This is a genomic window from Rhodococcus sp. HM1 (assembly GCF_023218075.1).
GTDB lineage: Bacteria > Actinomycetota > Actinomycetes > Mycobacteriales > Mycobacteriaceae > Rhodococcus.
Genome location: NZ_JALPTB010000034.1, coordinates 1 through 18011, shown reverse-complemented (window position 1 = coordinate 18011; position 18011 = coordinate 1). Strand labels below are relative to the sequence as shown.

The 18011-nt window shown below is 67.4% G+C and carries 17 protein-coding genes; 14 read left to right on the top strand and 3 right to left on the bottom strand.

Going from position 1 to position 18011, the window contains the following annotated elements; genetic code table 11:
* Window positions 1-31 precede the first annotated feature (31 nt).
* Window positions 32-856, top strand: a complete 825-nt coding sequence (locus tag M1M07_RS18075; RefSeq protein ID WP_248675075.1) for a mycofactocin-coupled SDR family oxidoreductase — start codon at window positions 32-34, stop codon at window positions 854-856.
* A 19-nt stretch (window positions 857-875) separates the two neighbouring features.
* Window positions 876-2363: an aldehyde dehydrogenase gene (locus tag M1M07_RS18070; protein ID WP_248675074.1), complete on the top strand. Its 1488-nt coding sequence runs from the start codon at window positions 876-878 to the stop codon at window positions 2361-2363.
* An 86-nt stretch (window positions 2364-2449) separates the two neighbouring features.
* On the opposite strand, the gene M1M07_RS18065 is transcribed toward M1M07_RS18070, so the two are convergent.
* The 3 genes from M1M07_RS18065 to M1M07_RS18055 form a co-directional block, all read right to left on the bottom strand.
* Window positions 2450-3106: a TetR family transcriptional regulator gene (locus M1M07_RS18065; protein ID WP_248675110.1), complete on the bottom strand. Its 657-nt coding sequence runs from the start codon at window positions 3104-3106 to the stop codon at window positions 2450-2452.
* 84 nt (window positions 3107-3190) lie between these two features.
* Window positions 3191-4054: an alpha/beta fold hydrolase gene (locus M1M07_RS18060; protein ID WP_248675073.1), complete on the bottom strand. Its 864-nt coding sequence runs from the start codon at window positions 4052-4054 to the stop codon at window positions 3191-3193.
* Between the two features lie 43 nt (window positions 4055-4097).
* Complete coding sequence (locus M1M07_RS18055) at window positions 4098-4889, bottom strand: SDR family NAD(P)-dependent oxidoreductase (RefSeq protein WP_248675072.1); 792 nt, start codon at window positions 4887-4889, stop codon at window positions 4098-4100.
* Between the two features lie 112 nt (window positions 4890-5001).
* Here M1M07_RS18055 and M1M07_RS18050 point away from each other — a divergent pair, with 112 nt between their 5' ends.
* From M1M07_RS18050 to M1M07_RS17995, 12 genes are all read left to right on the top strand, one after another.
* Window positions 5002-5964, top strand: a complete 963-nt coding sequence (locus M1M07_RS18050; protein WP_248675071.1) for a PDR/VanB family oxidoreductase — start codon at window positions 5002-5004, stop codon at window positions 5962-5964.
* Window positions 5965-5973: 9 nt separating this feature from the next.
* Window positions 5974-7407 (top strand): MFS transporter, encoded by a 1434-nt coding sequence (locus tag M1M07_RS18045; protein WP_248675070.1) that lies wholly within the window; start codon window positions 5974-5976, stop codon window positions 7405-7407.
* Window positions 7408-7544: 137 nt separating this feature from the next.
* Window positions 7545-9062, top strand: coding sequence for a class I adenylate-forming enzyme family protein (locus tag M1M07_RS18040; RefSeq protein WP_197251381.1), 1518 nt, complete (start codon window positions 7545-7547; stop codon window positions 9060-9062).
* Between the two features lie 38 nt (window positions 9063-9100).
* A complete protein-coding gene (locus M1M07_RS18035) occupies window positions 9101-9943 on the top strand; it encodes an enoyl-CoA hydratase-related protein (RefSeq protein WP_248675069.1) in 843 nt (280 codons plus the stop codon).
* Window positions 9944-10131: 188 nt separating this feature from the next.
* Window positions 10132-10743 carry a TetR/AcrR family transcriptional regulator gene (locus M1M07_RS18030; RefSeq protein ID WP_248675068.1) on the top strand — a complete coding sequence of 204 codons (612 nt, stop codon included), beginning with the start codon at window positions 10132-10134 and terminating at the stop codon, window positions 10741-10743.
* A 310-nt stretch (window positions 10744-11053) separates the two neighbouring features.
* Complete coding sequence (locus tag M1M07_RS18025) at window positions 11054-11926, top strand: SDR family NAD(P)-dependent oxidoreductase (RefSeq protein WP_248675067.1); 873 nt, start codon at window positions 11054-11056, stop codon at window positions 11924-11926.
* Between the two features lie 38 nt (window positions 11927-11964).
* Window positions 11965-12183 (top strand): ferredoxin, encoded by a 219-nt coding sequence (locus M1M07_RS18020; protein WP_248675066.1) that lies wholly within the window; start codon window positions 11965-11967, stop codon window positions 12181-12183.
* Between the two features lie 24 nt (window positions 12184-12207).
* Window positions 12208-13443 (top strand): cytochrome P450, encoded by a 1236-nt coding sequence (locus tag M1M07_RS18015; protein WP_248675065.1) that lies wholly within the window; start codon window positions 12208-12210, stop codon window positions 13441-13443.
* Between the two features lie 142 nt (window positions 13444-13585).
* Window positions 13586-14206: a TetR/AcrR family transcriptional regulator gene (locus M1M07_RS18010; RefSeq protein WP_248675064.1), complete on the top strand. Its 621-nt coding sequence runs from the start codon at window positions 13586-13588 to the stop codon at window positions 14204-14206.
* Between the two features lie 244 nt (window positions 14207-14450).
* Window positions 14451-15782 carry an NlpC/P60 family protein gene (locus tag M1M07_RS18005; protein WP_248675063.1) on the top strand — a complete coding sequence of 444 codons (1332 nt, stop codon included), beginning with the start codon at window positions 14451-14453 and terminating at the stop codon, window positions 15780-15782.
* Window positions 15783-15830: 48 nt separating this feature from the next.
* Window positions 15831-17474, top strand: a complete 1644-nt coding sequence (locus M1M07_RS18000; RefSeq protein ID WP_248675062.1) for an FAD-dependent oxidoreductase — start codon at window positions 15831-15833, stop codon at window positions 17472-17474.
* Window positions 17475-17761: 287 nt separating this feature from the next.
* Window positions 17762-18011 (top strand): ATP-binding cassette domain-containing protein (locus M1M07_RS17995; protein ID WP_248675061.1); only part of this gene is annotated, 250 nt, incomplete at its 3' end.

Below are 18011 nucleotides of genomic sequence, written 5' to 3'. Positions count from 1 at the left end.
GTCGGGACGTGCAATCCGCAGAGGAACAATCATGGGTCGACTCGAAGGCAAGGTCGCTTTCATTACCGGTGCTGCGCGGGGCCAGGGCCGCTCGCACGCCGTCCGGCTCGCCGAAGAGGGCGCGTCGATCATCGCGATGGACATCTGCGATCAGATCCCCACCGTGTTCTATCCGATGGCCACCAGCGACGATCTCGCCGAGGCCGAGCGTCTGGTCAAGGAGGCCGGCGGCTCGATCGTCACGTCGGTGGGCGATGTCCGCAATCTCGAGGATGTCCAGCGGGCTTACGACGCGGGCATCGCGCAGTTCGGCAAGGTCGACATCGTGCTGCCCAACGCCGGCATCATGCCGGTCATCGGACCCGGTGAGCAGCGCCAGGCCTGGCACGACGCGATCGACACCATGCTCACCGGTGTGTGGCATGTGCTCGAGGTGACGGTGCCGGATCTCGTCCAGCGAGGCGAGGGCGGATCGATCATCATCACGAGCTCCGCCGCCGGCCTCACGAGCATCGGCCTGAACACCCTGCCCGGTCAGGTCGGATACACTGCCGCCAAGCACGGCGTCGTCGGACTCATGCGCATCTACGCGAAACAGCTGGCTCCGCACAGCATTCGGGTGAACACCATCCACCCGACCGGCGTGAACACCCCGATGGTCGCCAACGCCGAATACGGGGAATTCCTCACCGCCAATCCCGATGTGGCCGCGGATGAGTCCTACAAGAACCCGATGCCGGTCGAGCTGGTCGAGGCCGTCGACATCAGCAACGCCGTCGTCTACCTCGCCTCCGACGAGGCTCGCTACGTCACCGGTGTCACGTTCCCCGTCGACGCCGGCTACAACATCCGCTGAAGCGAAGGAGCTTTCACGCATGTCCACCACCGAAGCCACGACATCGACGATCCCGGCGATCGCCGACCGCGAGCAGGTGTTCATCGGCGGTCGCTGGGTCGACTCGACCGGCGACGAATGGGTCGACGTCGTCGACTCGTTCTCCGAGGAGAAGGTTGCGCGGGTACGCACCGCTACCGTCGACGACGTAGCCAAAGCGGTTGCAGCGGCGCGTGAGTCGTTCGACAAGGGCGAGTGGGCGTCGCGCACCATGGCCGAACGCGCCGATGTCATCGACGAGATCGCCGACCGCCTCGAGCGGCGCCTCGACGAACTGACCACCATCGGCGTCGTCGAGGTCGGCGTCCCCGTGAGTGTCAGCGGACCCACCCAGCAGATGATCGGTGGTCTGTTCCGGGCGGTTGCCGCGGTGGCCCGCACGTTCGAGACCAGCGAGGAGCGTCCCCGCGCCGGCGGTGGCGTGTCCCGCATCGTCAAGGAACCGACCGGTGTGGTCGCGGCGATCATCCCGTGGAACGGCCCGGTCGGCACGATCGCGTTCAAGCTCGCCCCGGCGCTCGCGGCCGGCTGCTCGGTCGTGCTCAAGACCGCTCCGGAGGCACCGCTCTCACCGTCCGTGTTCGCGGACGTCATCGCCGAGCTGGTCGCGGAAGGCCGTATCCCCGAAGGCGTCGTGAGCGTGCTGTGCGCCGATCGTGAGGTGTCGGAGACCCTCGTCACCAACCCGGACGTCGACCACATCACGTTCACCGGCAGCACCGCCGCGGGCCGTCGCATCATGTCGCTGGCGAGCGAGCGCATCGCGCGGGTCTCCCTCGAACTCGGCGGCAAGTCCGCGGCGATCATCCTCGACGACGCCGACATCAACCACGTGCTGCAGACGCTGCCCATGGGCGGCTGCATGCAGTCGGGTCAGGCCTGCATCGCCCTCACCCGCGTCCTCGTCTCCCGTAAGCGGCACGACGAGGTGCTCGAGGCGCTGAAGGCCGCGTACGGCGCCCTGCCGATGGGCAACCCGTGGGAGCCGACCAACTTCCTCGGCCCGCTCGCGTCGAAGCGTCAGCAGGACCGCGTCCTCGGGTACATCGACATCGCCAAGGAGGAAGGCGCCAAGGTCGTCCTCGGCGGCGGACGTCCGGAGGGCTTCGACAAGGGCTTCTTCGTCGCACAGACGCTGCTCGACGACGTGGCACCCGATTCCCGCATCGCGCAGGAAGAGGTCTTCGGGCCGGTCATCTCGGTGATCACCTACGAGGACGAGGAGGACGCGATCGCGATCGCCAACAACTCGATGTACGGCCTGTCGGGTGCGGTGTACACCGAGGACATCGACCACGGCTTCGACGTGGCGCGGCGCATCCGCACCGGAACCATCAGCGTGAACACCGCGACGATGGACTTCACCCTGCCGTTCGGCGGCTACAAGCAGTCCGGCCTCGGCCGGGAAGGCGGCATCGAGGGCCTCGAGGAGTTCTTCGAGACCAAGACCGTCCACATGCCTGCCTGACAGGGCTCCACAAAGGCGACGCCCCCGCGGATTCGATCCGCGGGGGCGTCGTTGTGCTTGTCGCCCTCTTCAGTTGGCCGAAACCGTCAGTTGGCCGACACGGTCAGTTCCTCGGTCTGCCCGGCCGGCTCGTTGCGCATCACCCCGTACAGGAAACTGCGGATCATCTCCTCGAACAACTGGCGAGAGGTGAACTCGTTCTCGGCGAGCGCCCGGGCCAACAGCGGCTGCGATTCCGGATCGACGTGGGGGAAGATCGTGTTCTTCGTGCTCGGCTTGCGCATGGCCTCGGTCAGCACCGCACCGAGGGTCAGCCGCTCCATGCCGTCGAGAATCTGGACGTGCAGGCGGGCCGGTACCCCGGACTTCTCCAGGAACTGCGCGGTGTCCTCGTAGCTGCCGATCAGCAGGTCGCGGGGAAGGTACTGCAGCAGGATCGGTGCGGCGTTGCGATGCTTGAGGATCGACTTGCGGAAGTTCGAACTCAGGGTCACGAAGTACTCGGGCCATCCCGGGCCGGGCTTGCGCCGTGGCAGCGGGATGTTGCCGGCGATCTCCTGCGCGACCGCGGCGAGGATCTCCGACTTGTCGGCGAAATGGTGGTAGAGGGACGGCGCCCGCACCCCGAGGTGCTTCGCCAGGCGCGGCAGGCTGAACGCATCGAGTCCCTCGGAGTCGATGATCTCGATGGACGCGGCCACCGCGGACGCGCGACTGATGAGAGGCTTCGACGGTCGGGCCATCATTCGCTTTCGGCTAGTACGGTCCTCCGGGCAGGTCCGCTCGAAGGGTGGAAGAAATCGTATCCGTTCCGGTCGACCCGGCGGTCACGCGGTGAGCACGGCCTCTTCGAGGAACTCCACCAGGCCCCGGCTCAGCACGTCGTTGTCGTCGCCGCCCACCATGTGCCCCGCGCCGCCGACGTCGATGTGCCGTGCCCCGGGGATCAGTTCGAGCAGTTCGCGCGCACCCTCGGTGCTGACCACATCCGACTGGGCCCCGCGAATGAGCAGGGTCGGCACCGTGACCCCGCGAGCGGCGGCCCGTGCACGTGCTTCGCGCTCGGCGGCGGCTTCCGGAAGGTTCGTCCGGTGGGCGAGCATCCGCGGGTCCCAGTGCCAGTACCAGCGGCCGTCCCGTTCACGCAGGTTCTTGCGCAGTCCCTCCAGCCGCGGGGGACGGCTCCGGTGCGGGTTGTACGCGATCACCGCGTCGAGCGCGTCGTGCAGGCTGTCGAAGCCGGCGAGTCCCGCCCGCATGAATCCGGTGATCTTGGCCAGGCCCTCGGGTTCGGATTTCGGGGTGATGTCCACCAGCACCAGTGCCCGGGCGAGTCCGGGGTCGTCTCCCGCGGCGATGAGCGAGGCCATTCCGCCCATCGACGCACCCACGAGTACCGGTGGTTCCCCGAGTTCGTCGGCGATCGTGCGGATGTCGCGGGCGTGCGCATCGCTGCTGTAGTCGCCGTCGTGGGCCCAGTCGCTGTCGCCGTGCCCGCGCGCGTCGACGGCGTAAGCCCGCCAGCCTCGAGTTGCGAGGCGGATTCCGGTGCGCTGCCACGAGTGCCGTGTCTGCCCGCCCCCGTGCAGCAACAGGACCGTGCCCTTCTGCTCGGAGGCCGGTTCCCAGAGATCGGCGGCCAGTGAAACCCGGTCGCCGCGAAGTCTTGTCGTGCTGGTGGAGATCGTCATCGGTGTGTCGTCCCTTGGTCGTCGGAATCGGTGTCCGAGAAAATCAGTGTCCGGAGGTGCCACCGTCGACGGCGAGCGTCGATCCGGTGATGTAGCCGGAGGCACGGCTGGCGAGGAACACGACAGCGGCGTCGATCTCGCGCTGCGTGGCGGTGCGACCGAGCGAGCAGCCGCGCAGGAACTCCGCGAGCGTATCCGACGACATCTCGGAGATCAGGTCGGTCTCGACGAAACCGGGTGCGATCGCGTTGACGCGGATGCCTTTTCGCTGCGACCACTGGTGGGACAGATCCCGGGTGAGGCCGATGAGACCGGCCTTGCTCGCGGCGTAGGCGGCCTGGGGGAGAACCGACTTGATCAGGCCGAGCATGCTCGCGACGTTCACGATGCTCGAACCGGGGTTCATCACGCGGCCGCACGCCTGCGCCGCCCAGTAGGCGCCGAACAGATTCACGTCCATGACGGCGCGGAAATCTTCGGGCCGCTCGCGTGTCGAGGGTGCGGAATGGGTGACGCCGGCGTTGTTGACCAGGATGTCCAGGCGGCCGAACTCGGCGATCGTGGCTTCGGCGAGTGCGGTGCACTGCTCGGGGTCGGTGACGTCGGTGGGGACGACGAGGCAGCGGCGGCCGGTGGCCTCCACCGCCGGGGCGACGGCCTCGAGGCGGTCGCGCCGGCGCGCGGCGATCACGACGTCCGCGCCGGCCTCGGCGAGGGCGCGCGCGAAGCCGGCCCCGAGGCCGCTGCCGGCGCCGGTGACGACGGCGACGGACCCGTCGAGCCTGAAGAGGTCGAGGACCGAGTCGGCGGGGTGGGCGGTATCTGTCGAGGTCATGCGGTGTTCTCCCGGTGCTGCGTGCGGTGTGGTCGCGGGTGCGCCTTGCGCGCCCTAAAACTAATTACATAAGATTAGCGCGTAGGCGAGGTCCAGGGGAGTGGGAGCACTGATGGCCGCACACAGCAACTCGGAGCAGGACAAGATGCAGGTGATCGGCAAGGACGTCGTCGCGGACGGCGTCGTGGCAGTGCGATTCGCCGACCCCGACGGTGGGCGCGTTCCCGCATGGGATCCCGGCTCGCACATCGACATCATCATCGACGAGTCGACGGTCCGGCAGTATTCGCTGTGCGGCGACCCGGCCGACGACACCTGCCTCACCGTCGCGGTCCTGCGCGAGGAGAACGGGCGCGGTGGCTCGCGGTGGGTCCACGACTCGCTGCAGATCGGCGACCTCGTCAGCATCGCCGGTCCCCGCAACAACTTCCGCTTCGAGCCCGCGCAGTCGTACCTCTTCGTCGCGGGCGGAATCGGCATCACCCCCTTGCTGCCCATGGTGCGGGCCGCGGAAGCGGTCGGCGCCGACTGGCGCCTGCTGTACGGCGGGCGCACCCGCGCGAGCATGGCCTTCGCCGACGACCTCGCCGCCCGGTATCCCGACCGGGTCCTGCTCCGTCCCCAGGACGAATACGGCCTCCTCGATCTGGCGGGCGAGCTCGACGCCGTGGCCGCCGGCACCGGCGTGTACTGCTGCGGGCCGGAGCCGCTCCTGCAGGCCATCGAGAACGAGTGCCGCAACCGTGCCGGTATCGCCCTGCACGTCGAACGGTTCGCGGCCAAGGAGCGTCCGGCCGATGCCGTCGACCAGGCGTTCGACGTCGAGCTCCGGCAATCGGGCAGGACGATCACCGTCGACGCGTCGGAGACCCTTCTCGACGCGGTACTCCGCGCCGGTGTCGACGTGTCGTTCTCGTGCCGCGAGGGGACGTGCGGCACGTGCGAAACCGCCGTGCTGGACGGCGTGCCGGATCATCGCGACTCGGTGCTCACCGAAGACGAGCAGGCCGAGAACGACTGCATGATGATCTGCGTATCCCGCAGCTGCACAGCGAAACTCACCCTGGACCTCTAGATCCGGCCTATGGTGACCCAACGACTCGCCACCGCGAGGGGAGGGGTACGCAACCCCACCGTCCCGCCCGGTGTGCTGATTCCTGCACTGTGTTTCGTCGTGATGATCACGGCGGTCATGCAGACCGCCGTGGTGCCGCTGATGCCGGCGATGGCGACGCAACTGGAGGTGGGTACGAACGCCGCCGGGTGGATCGTGACGGCGAATCTCCTCGCCGCCACCGTTTCCACCCCTCTGCTCGGGAGGCTTGCCGACCGGCGTGGGCCTCGGAAGGTACTGCTCGGGATTCTCGGCGTGGTGCTCGTGGGGTCCTTGCTGTGCGTTGCGTGGGACTCGTTGCCCGTGCTCGTCGCCGGCCGTGCACTGCAGGGGACTTCGTTCGCTCTGTTTCCGATCGGGGTTGCCGTCCTGCGCAGCGCACTCGGCTCGCATCGGCTCACGCCCGCGCTCGGCGTCATGTCCGGAACGATGAGCGTCGGGGGCGGTGCGGGAATGATCGCGGCCGGACTGCTCTACAGAGAGGGCGACGACTATCGCCGCGTGTTCTGGTTGCTGGTGGTGCTCGCGCTGCTCGCTCTTGTCATCGCCTGGGCGGTGGTGCCCCGCAGCGCCGGTTCCGGTGCCGGAGCGGGGTTCGACGTCCGGAGCGCACTCGGGCTCGCGATCGGCCTGTCCGCGCTACTGCTGGCACCGGCGCAGGGCGGGACCTGGGGCTGGGTGTCCGTACCGACGCTCGGTTGTGCCGCCGGCGGTGTCCTCGTGCTCGTCGCCTGGTACCGGCGCCAACGACGGTGCGCCGAACCACTGGTGGCTCCGGCCCTTCTCACGGCTCGCGCGGTGGCACCGGCGCACCTCGCCGCGTTCCTGGTGGGCATCGCGATGTTCGTGCAGTTCTTGGCGATTGCGATGTTCGTGCAGGTCTCCCGCGGCGACGCGGGGTACGGGTTCGGCGCGTCGGTCCTCGTGACGAGTCTGGTGTATCTGCTGCCGGGGCAGGTCGTGGGCGTCGTCGCGGCCGCGATCAGCGGGTTCCTGGTCCGCAGGTTCCGTGCAGACCGGGTTCTCGCGACGGCGTGTGCCGTCGGCGTGTGCGGGTTCGTGTTCCTGATTCTGGCCCACGACCATACCTGGCAGATGATCACGGCGGTGGCGATTCTCAATGCATTCGTCTGCGTCGCGTACGGCGCGCTGCCGGCGATGCTCGTGGAGCACGTGCCGCTGCGGGACACCGGTGTTGCGAACGGTGTCAACGCAATCGCGCGGACGTTCGGCAGTTCGCTGGCCGGTGCGCTGGTGGGAACGCTGCTTGCGTCGAACACGATCGCGGAGACCGGCATTCCCTCCGAAGGAGCGTATGTGGCCGTCTTCGTGGTCGGGGGAGTGACGGCACTGGCTGCGGGACTCGTCGCGAGCGTCCCGCGCTTTGCAAGTAACAGATTTTGATTGACGTCTCACAGAAATGCGGATAGCGTGGATCACACGCGACGTGAGGACCCCGTCTCCTCGATTCATTCGCGCTGAAAACTTCTGGGGACAAACCCGATTCGGATTCTTCTCGGTACGGGAAAGGCAAGGGAGACATGGCTACCACCGTCGGCTCGGCATTGCATTGGTGGGCGAAGACCAAAGGCGAGCAGAACGCGATCATCGTCGCGGGCGAAGCCCTCACTTATCGCGAGCTCCAGGATTGGTCGAGCCGCATCGCTCGCGCCGTCGTCGATCGCGGAATCAAGCCCGGCGAGCGGGTGGGCGTGCTCGGCCCGAACTCGCTGACCTGGCCGGTCGTCGCGCTCGGTGTGCTCAAGGCCGGTGCGGTGCTCGTTCCGCTCAACCCGCGTTTCAAGCCCGCCGAGCTCCGCAAGGTGGTCGACGATGCCGGCGCCGTCCTGGTCATCGGACCGGCCGAGTTCACCGGCACGGTCGAGGAGGCCCGAGAGCTCGGCGACACCTTCGCCACGCTCACGTTCGACGACATCACCCCGCTCCGCGAGGGCGAGCAGGACGACTTCCGTGTCGACCTCGACCCCGACGAGCCGACGGCACTGCTGTTCACCAGCGGTTCGACCGGGCTGTCCAAGGGTGTCATCTGCACCAACCGCACCCTGCTCAACATCGTCTTCGAGGCCACTCTCACCGAGGAAGGCTTCCGGCCCGGCTCCACGTCGCTGCTGGTGCTTCCGCTCGTGTTCACCCCGGGTCTGGTGTGGGGCCTGATCATGACGACCGTCCTCGGCGGCACCCTCGTGATCGAGAAGGAACTTGATCCGGGACGGGCGGCCACGCTCCTCGGCGAACACAAGGTGCAGGCGATCTTCGGTGTGCCGCTCATCTTCGAGGCGATCTCGCGGGCACCCGAATTCGAGAAGGCCGACCTGTCCTCGCTGCGCACCGCGATCGTCGGTGGCGCCGCGGTCGCGCCGGCGCTGCTGAAGCGCTGGGCCGACAAGGGCGTCGCGTTGCGCCAGATCTACGGCATGACCGAAGCCGGTGGTGTCGCGACCGCGACGCTCGTCGCCGAGGCGTTCGATCACCCGGACTCGTGCGGCTCCGGCTCGATCTTCACCGAACTGAAGGTCGTCCGTGACGACGGCACCGACGCCGACCCGGGCGAGGAAGGCGAAATCCTGCTGCGCGGTCCCGGCGTGACCCCCGGGTACTGGAACGACGAGGAGTCCACCGCGTCCGCGCTGCGCGACGGCTGGCTGCATAGCGGCGACCTCGGCACCCTCGACGCCGAGGGACGCGTCAAGTTCGTCGATCGTCTCAAGGACCTCATCATCACCGGCGGCATCAACGTCTCGCCCGTCGAGATCGAGCGCGTCATCGGCGAGATCCCCGGTGTCCAGGAGGTCGCGGTGATCGCGGCGTCCGACGAGCGGTTCGGCGAGACCCCGGCAGCGATCGTGACCGTCGGCGACGGTGTCGACGAGGCGACGATCATCGAACACTGCGACCGGTTGATGGCCGATTACAAGGTTCCGCGTTACGTCGTGATCCGCGACGAGCCGCTGCCGCGGCTCCCCAGCGGCAAGCTGTCGAAGACCGCGATCCGGTCCGAGTACAAGGACGTGTCGGAGCGTTTCGACAAGGTGCGCTGACCTACACAGGTCCGCGGGCCCCGGAAGGAAGCAATCAAGTGCCCGAAGCAGGAATCGACGACATCGTCGTCCTCGAACGTCGCGACGAGATCGCGATCGTCAGACTGAACCGACCCGATCGGCTCAACGCATTCACCAACGAGATGTGCCACAAGCTCGGCGCGATCTTCGACGAGACGGATGCGGACGACTCGGTGCGGGCGGTCGTCCTGACCGGAACCGGACGTGCGTTCTGCGCCGGCGCCGATCTCGCGGCCGGTGGCGACACGTTCGTCCTCGGCGACGATCCCGAGACGGGAGGGGCCCCGCCGGACACCGGAGGACAGGTCTCGCTGCGGATCTACCGGTCGCTCAAGCCGGTGATCGCGGCGATCAACGGACCCGCCGCCGGGGTCGGTGTCACCATGACACTGCCGGCGGACATCCGAATCGCAGCGGACACAGCCAAATTCGGTTTCGTGTTCGCGCGGCGCGGGCTCGTGCCGGAAGCCTGCTCGACGTGGTTCCTGCCGCGGGCGGTGGGAATCTCGACCGCGGTCGAGTGGACGGTGGGTGGCCGGATGGTGCCGGCCCAGGAAGCACTCGAGCGTGGGCTCGTCCGTGAGCTGGTTCCGGCCGATCAGGTGCTGGACCGGGCGGTCGAGCTCGCCCGCGAACTCGTGACCGGCACCGCGCCGGTCTCGGTCGCGCTGACCCGTCAGCTGATGTGGCGGATGCTCGGTGCACCCGAACCCGAGATCGCGCATCGTGCCGAATCGATCGGCATCTACGTCCGTGGCACGTCGGACGACGTGAAGGAAGGGGTCGAGGCGTTTCTCGGCAAGCGCGACCCCGAGTTCCCGAACAGGGTGTCCGACGGACTGCCCGATCTGTTCGAGTAGCCGACGAGAACAGAACCCGCCTGTGCGGGTCGCGAACGCCCCGGGGGGTCGACCTCCCGGGGCGTTTCGCTTTGTGTCACAGGGTGCGGTGGTCCGGGCAGGCCCGCGCCGACTCGTTGACAAGTGACGCATCTTGTATCATCAAACGAAACTTTTCTGCCGGGAATCGACATTTCAGGAGCAATGCAATGGCGCGACGGAGGGGGAGCGTCCTCAGTGACGACACGGAGGAGGCGCGCGCGCAGATCCTGAAGGCCGCCGAGTCGATGTTCCAGCGGTACGGCGTCTCGAAGACGACGATGGACGACATCGCCAAGGAAGCGGGTGTTTCGAGGCCGACGGTCTACCGTTACTTCGGCGACCGGGACTCACTGATCACGGCCCTGATCGAGGCGCGATCGCGTCGGTTGTTCGACAAGGCGCGCGCGTATCTCCGCGAACGGAAGACACTGGCCGATCAGATCGTCGACGGCCTGATCTTCCTGGTCGAACGGGGCCGTCACGATCCGATCGTCCGGCTCATCGTGAGCCCCGAGCACATGGATCTCGCGACCGCGCTGGTCGGCAGCACCGGTCTGGCGGCGCGGCTCACATACGAGATGTGGGCACCGTTGCTCGCGGAGGCGCGCGAGCGCGGCGAGATCCGGGAGGGTCTGACCGACGAGGAGATCTGCGAGTGGATCGCGCTCGTCCAGCTCGTCCTGGTCGGGCGCATGGATTTCAGCTCGGAGGAGGACCCCGAGAATCGGCGGATGCTCACGAACTTCCTGCTGCCCAGCATCGTGGCGCAGTCCGCGTGACGGCCTCTGCCGTCGTCGATCGGTAGGTTTCGAAGCAGCCCAGCGGCTTTCGGTCCGCGACCACCCGGCCGGCCCCTTCCCTCCACGGGACGGGGCCGGCCGCTTTTTTCGATCGCTCACAAAGCACTTTACAAATTTCGATTGACGTCAGCTGTAGCTTGGCGGTAATCTGGGTCACACGCGGCAAGCCCCCTCGCTGAGGTGGGACGACGGCATCCACTCCGGGCCCTGAAACGGCAGGAGGGTCGGAACCGCTTGCCGCCCAGTGTATTTACCGAATTCCCAGCAGCCCATGAGCAGAGGAGCTCGCATGAAACTCGAAGGCAAGGTCGTTCTCATCACCGGTGCGGGTTCCGGACTGGGGCGCGAGGCCTCCCAGTTGTTCGCCTCCGAAGGCGCCAAGATCGCCGTCGTCGACATCGACCCCGAGCGCGCCAAGGGCACCGTCGAACTCGTCGAGCAGCAGGGTGGCGAGGCCATCGCGATCACCGCCGACGTCAGCAAGGAACAGCAGGTCATCGACGCGGTCGCCGCCACTGTCGATCGCTTCGGCAAGCTCGACGTGGCCTGGGCCAACGCGGGCATCGTCTCGCGCGGCGGCGTTCCGTCCGTCGCCGGTGGTGAGCAGGTCGAATTCCAGGACCTGACCGACGCCGACTGGCAGGAAGTCCTCGGCGTGAACCTCAGCGGCGTCGTGTACACCGCCAAGGCTGCGGTGCCCGCGCTCCGCGCCAACGGTGGCGGTGTCATTCTCGCGACCTCCTCGGCAGCGTCCTTCGCGGCCTACCACAGCATCGCGCTCTACTCGGCGACGAAGGCCGGCGTCAACGGCCTGGTGCGCGGCCTGAGCCTGGACCTCGGCAAGTACGGCATCCGCGTCAACGCCGTCGCTCCCACCCACGGCATGTCCCCGAACTTCCTTGCGCCCGCGGGAACTCCGGTTGTCGGCAAGTCCTACGAAGAGGTCGCCGGCCCCTGGGATCCGGGCATCTCGCCGATCCCGCTCAAGCTCAACCGCCCGCCGTCACTCGGCGACAACGCGCGTGCCGCCCTGTTCCTCATCTCGGACGACGCCGCGTACATCACGGGTCTGACCCTGCCGGCCACGGACGGCGGCACGCTCTCCCGCGTCGCGATGATGTTCCCCGAGGACGAACTGAAGCCCACGCTCGAATCCAACTGATTTCGCGCGCAGAGGCTTTCGAAAGGAGGGATCGGATCGTGTCCGATACCCGGCAACAGACGCGGCAGCTCGTCGTCGATCGCTCGGCCTGCGCCGGTCACGGCCTGTGCTACTCGACCTCCCCGCAGCTGATCGACTGCGACGACCAGGGATATCCCGTTCTCCTGAAGGAGTTTCTGTCCGACGACGACGTGCCCGCCGCGGAAGCCGCGGCCGTCGTCTGCCCCGAGCGAGCGCTGACCATCGAATCCCGCTGAGGATTCCGGCCCGAGGAACACCTGATGACAACCACCGAAAAGTCGGTACCCGACGAACTCGTCGTCGACTTCGACATCTACGACCAGACGCTCGCGCAGCCTGTCGACACCGTGCAGGAGCGGGTTGCCGAGCTGGCGGCGAAGGGCCCGGTCGTGTACTCCACCGCGCACGGCGGACACTGGATCGTCACGCACTACAAGGAGATCCACGAAATTCTCCGCGACCCGGAGACCTTCTCGAGCTACCCGAACAACCTCGTCACCGGCCCCGGTGGCATGGGCAAGTTCATCCCGATCGAGCTGGATCCGCCGGAGCACACCGGCTACCGCCTGGCGATGCAGCCGCTGTTCAGCCCGAACCGGATGAAGGCGCTGGAGGAGCAGATCCGCGCCCACACCAACGACCTGATCGACGCTTTCGCGGGTAAGGGCGAGGCGGAATTCATCACGGAGTTCGCTCACGAGCTGCCCACCCGCGTGTTCCTGGCGCTCATGGACTGGCCCCTCGAGGACGCGCCGCTGTTCACCGAGGCCACCGACACCGTCCTCCTGGGCAAGCCCGGGCTGAGCCCGGAGGAGAACCAGCAGGCGCAGGTCGCGGCCGGGTTCGAGATGTTCGGCTATTTCCACAAGATGGTGCAGGAGCGTCGGGAGAACCCGGGCGACGACATCACCTCCACGCTCATCCACACGGAAGTGGAGCTCGAGGGTGGCAAGCGGCTCCTCACGGACGAAGAGCTGTACCGGATGTTCTTCCTGCTGCTGATCGCCGGCCTGCACACGACGCAGGGCGCGCTCGCGTGGTCGATCATCCACCTGTACAACAACCCCGCGCAGCGTCAGGCCCTGATCGAGGACGACACCCTCATCCCCAGCGCGGTGGAGGAGATCCTGCGCTTCGAAGCACCCGTGACTCCCGGACGGCGCGCGACCCGCGACGTCGAGCTCGGCGGGGTGCAGATCAAGGAGGGGGATCAGCTCATCCTGACCCTCTGCTCGGCCAATCGCGACGCCGAGGAGTTCGACGATCCGGGCGAGCTCATCCTCGATCGTCGCCCGAACCGGCACCTGTCGTTCGGAGGCGGTCCGCACCGGTGCCTCGGATCCCACCTGGCCCGCATCGAGCTGACCATCGCGCTCGAGGAACTCCACCGCCGGATCCCGGACTACTCGCTGATCGCGGAGGATCCGCCGGTCCTCCATGCCAGCCAGGTCCGCGGCTGCATGCGCCTGCCCATCAGGTTCACACCGACCGCCTGACCCACCGCTCGCCTGCCGGCTCCGAGGGCAGACGGACCCGGTAGGCGAGCGACCGCTCACGGCGGTGCCGCCGCCGTGCCGACCGGTACGGCTGCGGTATCGTGCGGGGCGCACTGGGTAATCGATCGGCCGAGGAGGACACATGGCGCGACGTCACGGTGTCCTCAGCGAGGACCCGGAGGCTGCACGTTCGCAGATCCTCAGGGCAGCCGAAACCGCGATCCAGAGATTCGGTATCGCGAAGACGACGATCGACGACGTCGCGAAGGAAACCGGTGTGTCGCGACCGACGATCTACCGGTACTTCCGTGATCGCGACACCCTGATGACCTCCATGATCGAGGCCCGATCCCGCAGGCTCTTCGAGCAGGCCCGCGAATATGTCTCGGATCGGGACACGTTCGCCGAACAGGTGGTCGACGGCCTGCTGTATCTCGTGGACCAGGGCCGCCGGGATATGGTGATCCGCCTGATCGTCAGCCCGGAGCATGCCGGCCGGCGGACCGCGCTCGCCGGAAGTTCCGGTCTCGCTTCCCGATTGACGTACGAGATGTGGGCTCCGCTCATCGATGCGGCTCGCGAGCGCGGGGAGATCCGGGAGGGGATCACCGACATCGAGATCTGCAACTGGATCACTCTGGTCGAGTTGATTCTGGTGGGACGCATGGACTTCGGCGATCCGACCGGTCCCGAGAACAAGCGCCTGCTCACCAACCTCCTTCTGCCCGGGATCGTCTCCACTCCGGTGGAGGTCATGCGCTAGCAATCCCGCAACCTCCGGTTCGAATTTCAACGGCCCGTGGACGTATTGTCCACGGGCCGTTCCCATTTCATGGCACAGCATTGGTTGCGTGGTCCAGCTCACATATTGTATAACAAAATACGAATTTTGTATCTTGTTATCCACGACGTCCGGTCGACCACGAGAATCAGCGGAGAATCCCAGCCCGCCCCGCAGGCGGAGATCGACGACGTGGACTCCATCGATCCGAGAGGGTTACCCCACCATGACAGTGGATCCGTCGTCGTTGATCGTGGCAGTGGCCTCCGCCGTCAGCACCGCAGTGCTCGGCGTCGATGTACCCGAGGAAGTTCAGGAACCCGCGGCCGCGCTCGCCGCGTCGATCGAGCAGGGCGCGGCCGACCTCGGCGCACAGCTCGACGATGCGTTCGCCTCGCTGCCCGTGGAGGTGCAGGCCCCGGCCCGGCAGGCTGTGGCCGATACCCAGGAGCTTCTCGCCGGCGTGACCGATCCGCACACGCCCGAATCGTCGGCCACCGAGACCGATGTCGCCGTATCGCCCGCGCCGGACGGCGCGCCCACGATCGCGGCCCCCGCGGCGCGACCCAACCCGTGGGGCATCGACTTCGGCACCTCGACCGGTACGCCCGCTGCGGGTGCCTCCGCGGTTCTCCCGCAGATTCCCGCGATCGTCCCCGGCACGTCACTCGCCCCGATCGGCGCCATCGCCGTGTTCGCGCCGTGGCTGAAGAAGGCCGGCTCGATCTGCGAGGGTGTCACCGCACCCGTACTCGCCGCGCTCTACTCGGTCGAGAACGGCTTCCGTTACGGCCCCACCGCGCCGGTCTCGCCGGTCGGGGCGCGTGGACCGGGGCAGTTCATGCCCGGCACGTGGGACGCCTACGGGAAGGACGCGGACGGCGACGGCAAGGCCGACGTCCTGGGCGTCGCCGACCCGGTGATGGCGTCCGGTCACCTGCTGTGCGACAACTGGTCTCGCATCGAGGCATGGAAGAGCGAGGGTCGCGTCACCGGAGACACCCTGGGACTCACGCTCGCCTCGTACAACGCCGGGCTCGGCGCGGTCCTGCGCTCGGGCGGGATGCCGTCGGGTCTGCCCGACTACGAGAACCAGACCAAGCCCTACGTCGCGAGGATCCTCGCCGCCCGGCCCGTGTTCGAGCGGCTCCTCGCACCCTTCGGGGCACTCGGCCTGCCCGCCGCGAACGACATCGGTCAGAGGGTCATCGACGCCGCCTTCCGCTACCTGGGCCTGCCGTACGTGTGGGGTGGCGGCAACATCAACGGACCGTCCGGCGGCGGCTTCGACTGCTCCGGGCTCACGTCGTTCGCGATGCACGCCGCCACCGGTATCGCGCTGCCGCGCACGTCCGAGACGCAGTGGCACGTCGGCGTCGAGGTTCCGCTCGCGGAGGCCCGCCCCGGCGACCTCGTCTTCGGGAACTGGCAGTCCGCCGGCCCCGGACACGTCGGCATCTACATCGGTGGCGGACAGATGGTCCACGCGCCGACCACCGGCGACGTGGTCCGCATCGGAGACGTCTTCCCCGACATGCGGGCCCGCCGCATCGTCTGAGACCGACCGGACACGAAGAACAACAGCTGTGACGAGGAGTGATCAACGATGGCGCACGTGGTGACACAACCGTGCTGCAACGATGCGGGATGCGTGGCGGTCTGCCCGGTCAACTGCATCCACCCGACCCCGGAGGAGCGAACCCGCGGTCGCACCGAGATGCTCTACATCGACCCCGAGGCCTGCATCGACTGCGGCGCCTGCTTGGACGAGTGCCCGGTCGACGCGATCGTGCCGCCCGAGGATCTCACGCCCGAGATGCAGCCGTTCGTCGACATGAATGCCGCCTACTACCAAGACAATCCGACGCCTGATCCGATGCCCGCCGTCGAGCTGCCGAAGGTGTCCGCGGGGGCGGGTGTGCTGCGCGTCGCGATCGTGGGGAGCGGGCCGTCGGCGTGCTACCTGGCGGAGGCACTCACGTCGCACCGGGGCCTCGACGTCGAGATCTCGATGATCGAGAGGCTCCCGGTGCCCGGTGGACTCGTCCGCTACGGCGTCGCACCCGACCACAGTTCCACGAAGAGCATCGCCGGCCCGTTCACGCGGATGATGGGGCGCCGGAACATCGACGTCTACCTCGACGTCGAGGTCGGCCGTCATCTCACGCACGAGGACCTTCTGCGCCACCACCACGCCGTCGTGTATGCGAACGGCGCCACCGGGGATCGTGCACTCGGAGTGCCGGGAGAAGACTTGGCGGGCAGTATGTCCGCTCGCGAGTTCGTCGCCTGGTACAACGGTCATCCCGACTATGCGGACCTGCGGGTGGATCTGTCGTGTGAGCGTGCGGTGGTCGTGGGCAACGGCAACGTCGCGCTCGACGTCGCCCGCGTTCTCACGTCGGAAGTGTCCCGGCTGCTGAAGACGGACATCGCCGCACACGCGCTGGAAACGCTTGCTGCGAGCCGGATTCGGGAGGTTGTCGTGCTCGGGCGCAGGGGAGCGGGCGCGGCGGCGTTCAGCACACCGGAACTGCTCGGCCTCGGCGACCTCCCGGGCGTCGACGTGACGGCCTCCGATATCGGCACCGGAAGTGCCGAAATGTCTGCGCTCGAACGGATTCGAGCCGACATTCTCACGCGGTACGCCGCGACGGAACCCGCGCCGGGCCGGCGCCGCATCCATCTCCAGTTCCTGCGATCGCCCGTCGAAGTACTCGGAAACGGACGCGTCGAGTCTCTGAGAACCGCGGTGAATACGCTCGAGGGCGCCACCGGCGAATTCGAGAACATCGAGACCGGGTTGGTGCTCCGGTCGATCGGATTCCGGGGCATGCGTCAGTCGGGCGTGCCGTTCGACGAGGACCGCGGGGTGATTCCCAACGCGGCAGGCGCGGCGATCGATCCGGAGTCCGGCGACCGCGTTCCCGGCGTCTACACGGCCGGATGGCTCAAGCGTGGGCCGAGCGGTGTGATCGGATCCAACAAGGTGTGTTCGGCGGAGACCGCCGCTGCGATCGTCGGTGACTTCGTAAACGGCCTGCACACACCGCCGGTCGGTGACCGTAAGGCGTTTGCGGAGCTTGTGTGCGCCCGCCACCCCGACTACATCGACCTGCAGGGATGGCGTCGCATCGACGCGTTCGAGCGAGGGGAGGGACGCTCGGCCGGACGGCCCCGGGTGAAGGTCGTGAGCGTCGGAGACATGGTGTCGGTGGCGCGGGGTGAGCCGGCGACTCTGGGCCGCTAGTGGCGGTCGGCAGAGCGTCGAAATGTCCGCTTCATGGCGACTTGTCCAGTTCTCCTGAGACGGGGTGAATTCGGGGGTGAGACACGACGACGCAACGATTGACAATATTCGTATTTTGAATCACAGTTATCGGCGATCGGGACTTTGGTCACATCGAGTCCCAGCGCGCGGCCCGTGTGAAGCCCGGCGAGGCCGCAAGAGTGCCGAACCTGTGTCAACACATGATGATTCGCTGACAGTCGCTGCCGACGGCACGCGCCGAAGCAGCGGCGAACGGGAGGGAACCGATGGGTGTCGAGGTCTCGGTCGAAGGACTCACGAAGTCGTTCGGCTCACAACGAATTTGGGGTGATGTGACGCTGACGCTGCCCGCGGGTGAGGTCAGCGCGCTGTTGGGCCCGTCCGGTACAGGTAAGTCGGTGTTCCTGAAGTCGCTGATCGGCCTGCTCCGCCCGGAGCAGGGATCGATCGTCATCGACGGCACGGACATCCTGCAGTGCTCGAGCAAGGAGCTCTACGAGATCCGCAAGCTGTTCG